Below are 4473 nucleotides of genomic sequence, written 5' to 3'. Positions count from 1 at the left end.
GGTTCTCATCAAGTATGACCAAACTGATTGTTAAAAACTCAAAAAAAAATCTTCTGTAATTGTAGATATAATTTTTTCACTTTATCTAAGTATACCTTTTTTGTAAACAATTCATAAAAAAACCACATTATTCAGCCTATTGGAAAAAAGCAGATTATACATCTGCCTCATTTATTTCCCTAAAAAACCTCCATCAGATTTAAGGTGTTGTCCCGTCATCCAACCTGATCCATCACTTGCAAGAAATGTTAGTACGTTTGCAGCATCTTTGGGTGTCCCTACCCTCCCCATTGGGAACATGGGCAGGAACTGTTTCTTAAGCTCCTCATCCATCCAACCCGAATCGGTGGGACCAGGGTTCAGTGCATTGACTGTGATTCCGATAGGAGCAAGTGCAACTGCCAATGGTTCGGTAATCGCAATCAACATGCCTTTTGTTGCAATATACGCCAAATTAGTTGGATCTGGTCCTCCGGAAACGAGAAAGATGATTCTGCCATTTTTTTGGCCGGGATAAACTTGTTCAAATCGTTTAGCAAACTCTAAGCTCAAAGATATAGTGCCGCTATTATTCACTTTATAATGTTTATCCAAGATCTCCGTATTTAGTGATCGGAAATCAGTTCGTAATTCGTAGGTCACATTATTTATTAAAATAGACGGTGTACCCAACGTTTTTTCAATCCGCTCTAAAATAGCTTTAGGCATATCCGGATTGGATAGATCTGCTTCCATATGATTGGAACGAACTCCTAACTGCTTTATTTTCTCACACAATATAGCGGGCCATTCAGGTTCTTCCCCATTTCCTTCTAGTTGATCAAAAGCACGATAATGGGTGAAAAAAATATCCGCTCCTGCTTCCGCCAGTCCCAAACAGATAGCAGAACCTATTCCTCCTGATCGACTGGCTCCCGTTACAATCGCGATTTTTCCTTGTAATGATTTCAATAACCTTCCTCCTTTAAGTTGTTTTGTTACTTTTTTTACAATTCATTCATTTAATCGAGGGTCGTTACTCGTATCAATAGCGGGAATCTTGATCGTTCTAGTGACGCAAAAAAGAGAAAACATCGTTTATTGCAGGTCATAATGCAAGAGATGAGAAAAAGTTAGCGACACGAATTGGTTGGATTATCATTTTATTCGGGGTTGAAACGTTCTTGTTTCCAATCATCTTTCTCCTTCTCCCTCGTAACGACGGAACGGCTTTTTTAGTGTTGGCCATGATCCATTTGGCAGCTGTTTTTGTTGTAATTCTCGCGAATCAGCTAAGTCAGTAACTTCAATTTCGCTTACTATAAATCCTTTTAACAAATGACTCCTTGGAGGCCGTATAATCATCAATCCCATTTAAACGTATAGAATCTTTTTTAAGCTGTTGATAGGCCTCTCTTTCACTTGGGTTTGCATTTAGATGCTCTCTAAAAAATAATAAATCATGCCAAAGCTGCTGATTATATTCTACAAGATGAAGAAAGTGTGTTTTCTCTTCATAGGTATCATCCGTAAACTTTGCAAATATGATTTCCTCTGGTCGTTCTACCTTCAGCCTCAAAAAACCACTTTTCTTGAGACCAGTTATTATTTCTGAATCAATACTTTGCAGGTGGTCTACTCCCATCACAATATCTATGACTGGTTTCGAAACAATTCCCCTTATCGCAGTACTGCCTATATGTTCGATCCGATTTTCCTGGTTGGGAACTGTACGAAGAATTCCATCTTTTACGGTACAAAATTCACAGTGATATTCGTCTGTATATGGAACTAATTTCATTTCATTTTTCTTCAAACCAAGCTTGATTACAATCTCCTCCTTTATCTTCTATATACTATTTCAACATAAAACATAAATGTCCTTGTTGTTAAAATGGTCTGATGCTGATAAGGTAAATACGTCGATTACCTATTTACTTACATAATTTATTTCTGAAAGGCGTGAACACGGCAATGAGTTTTCATTTGACTAAAAAATCAATAAAGGAGATGTGCGGAGTTACTGCTTATCGCAGAGGAGAAGCCTACCTCAAAGCTAATCAGGTTGTGATTGAGCATTACGATTCTACCGTTTGTGAGGCCGCTGTAAAGGGCGACTTTCACGTCATCCTTGAATTGAATGAAAGCGGCGATGTCCATGCCCAATGTTCCTGTCCGACACTCGGCTCTTTTACGAAGCATTGCCAACATATAGCTGCTGTCATGCTGTATGTTCAACAGCATCGTCTTTCGCTTGAATCAACGAACACCGAGACCACCGAAGAGGACACGATTTCTCAAGAGGACCTGCAGCTTACAAACGATATACTCGGCCTCTTTTCTAAAAAACAGCTAAAACTTAAAACAATCGAGACTCCCTTTGATTCTAGACAGCCGTTTGACGTTGAAATGATCTTTAAACCCTTTCCAATTGATGATGGGAAATACCTATTTGGCGTTGAAATAAAAGCAGGACTTAAGCGAAAACTCATTGTCCAAAATCTTAGAGAATTTCTTGAAAAAATAGAACGAAAAGAACGCTATTTCTTTTCTCCTTCCTTCAGCTATGATCCTGAAGAACACTATATTCCTAAAGAAATCGGGATGATTCTGCAACAGCTAATACTCATCCATCATAACGAACAAGATTATCTTGATCGTCGCTTTAGTATCGATGTTACAGGAAAAAGACTACTGCTTGTTCCTCCTGCTTCTTGGGAAAACATGCTCCCGCTTCTGATTAGCTCTCCCTTCGCTAAGATTGAACATAACGGTCACACAATCGAGGAAATTTTCCCTGTCTTTGAAAAAACACCGTTATATTTTGAATTCGATGAATCGCCTTCCAGTGGTTTTCAGTTAAGCGTTCTCGGGTTAACGAACATCACGGTAATGGAAGCTTACGGATATGTTCTTTCTGAGGATAAGATTCTTAAGCTATCTGCTGAAGACTGTCTAACGGTGGGTGGGTTAAAACAAACGCTTGACCGCACAGGAAAACATCAATTCCAAATTCAAGAATCGCAAATGGAGCATTATCTGGCAAAAGTCATCCCAGGTTTACGAAAGCTTGGTACGGTTCATATTTCAGAGGCTGTGACGGGACAGCTTGTTAAAAAGTCACTGAAAGCCAAACTATATTTAGATCGGGTTAATAATAATTTATTGGCAGGTTTAGAGTTCCACTATGGCCAGCTTGTCATTAACCCATTAGAAGAAGAAAATCATGAACGAAAATCCGGTTCCATCCTTATACGAGATAATGAAACAGAGGCAAAAATTCTGCAAATTATGGATGACAGTTCCTTCGCTAAAACAGAAGGCGGTTACTTCATGCATAACGAAGAGCTGGAATATCACTTTCTTTATCATGTCGTGCCCCAGATGAAGGATTTAGTCGAACTATTTGCAAGCACATCTGTAAAAGCCCGGATTCACAGGAGTTCTCCTCGTCCTCGGATTCGAGTCGATGCCGATAATCGAACTGATTGGCTCGTGTTTCGCTTTGATTTAGAAGGGATCCCTGAATCTGAAATCAGTAATTTGCTTGGTTCACTTGAAGCAAAACATAGATATTACCGCTTGCCTAATGGATCGCTAATGACGCTCGAAAGTACAGAATTAGCAGAAATTAAACGGTTAATGAAAGAATTAGACCTAGCTGAAGAAGAGCTGGCAAATGAATTTCGCCTGCCGCTGGTAAGGGGATTCCAGCTGCTTGATTCATTAGAAGATAATCCATCTGTCAGCATCGGAGATTCTTTCCGTGAACTGGTTGAAACCATGAAAAATCCAAGTCAGTTAACCTTCGACCTGCCCAAAAGCCTTGAACATGTCCTCCGCGGCTACCAAAAGCAGGGCTTTCAGTGGTTAAAGACGCTTGCGCATTATCGGTTTGGTGGAATTCTTGCAGATGATATGGGACTCGGTAAGACATTACAAAGTATTGCTTATATGGTTTCCGTTCTCCCCGAAATTAGAAAATACAAACTACCGATACTAGTCGTTACTCCGTCATCACTTACCTATAATTGGTTGAATGAGCTGACTAAATTCACCCCTGAGATTGAGGCGGTTATTGTTGATGGAGATCAAGCGGAGCGTAGACAAATCCTTCGTGAAGCAACCGAAGTGGACGTAATCATTACATCCTACCCGTTGTTGCGGAGTGATTTAACCGAATATAGCCGTCGAACGTTCCATAGTTTATTTTTAGACGAAGCACAAACTTTCAAAAATCCTACCACACAGACGGCAAAAGCGGTTAAAAAGTTAAAAGCTGACAACATTTTTGCCCTAACTGGAACACCTGTGGAGAATTCACTTGAGGAACTTTGGTCATTATTTGATGTCGTTTTCCCAAATTATTTACCGAATTTAGAAGACTTTCTTCACCTGCCTCGGAAAAAAATAGCGAAGCGTATTCGCCCATTCATCCTGCGCCGCTTGAAAACGAATGTATTGAATGAATTGCCTGAGAAAATTGAGACTATT

General features: G+C 39.7%; 3 protein-coding genes. 1 reads left to right on the top strand and 2 read right to left on the bottom strand.

The annotated features are described in order from the left end of the window. Positions 1–171: 171 nt before the first annotated feature. Positions 172–951 carry an SDR family oxidoreductase gene (locus AC52RT_RS11130; protein ID WP_495540805.1) on the bottom strand — a complete coding sequence of 260 codons (780 nt, stop codon included), beginning with the start codon at positions 949–951 and terminating at the stop codon, positions 172–174. A gap of 334 nt (positions 952–1285) precedes the next feature. Next, positions 1286–1807: a GrpB family protein gene (locus tag AC52RT_RS11125; RefSeq protein WP_495540806.1), complete on the bottom strand. Its 522-nt coding sequence runs from the start codon at positions 1805–1807 to the stop codon at positions 1286–1288. A gap of 158 nt (positions 1808–1965) precedes the next feature. Here AC52RT_RS11125 and AC52RT_RS11120 point away from each other — a divergent pair. Next, positions 1966–4473 (top strand): SNF2 helicase associated domain-containing protein (locus AC52RT_RS11120; protein WP_495540804.1); only part of this gene is annotated, 2508 nt, incomplete at its 3' end.

It is taken from the genome of Peribacillus sp. (assembly GCF_059453735.1).
Note: the sequence above shows the minus strand (reverse complement) of the source record. Positions and strands in the feature narration are given on the sequence as shown.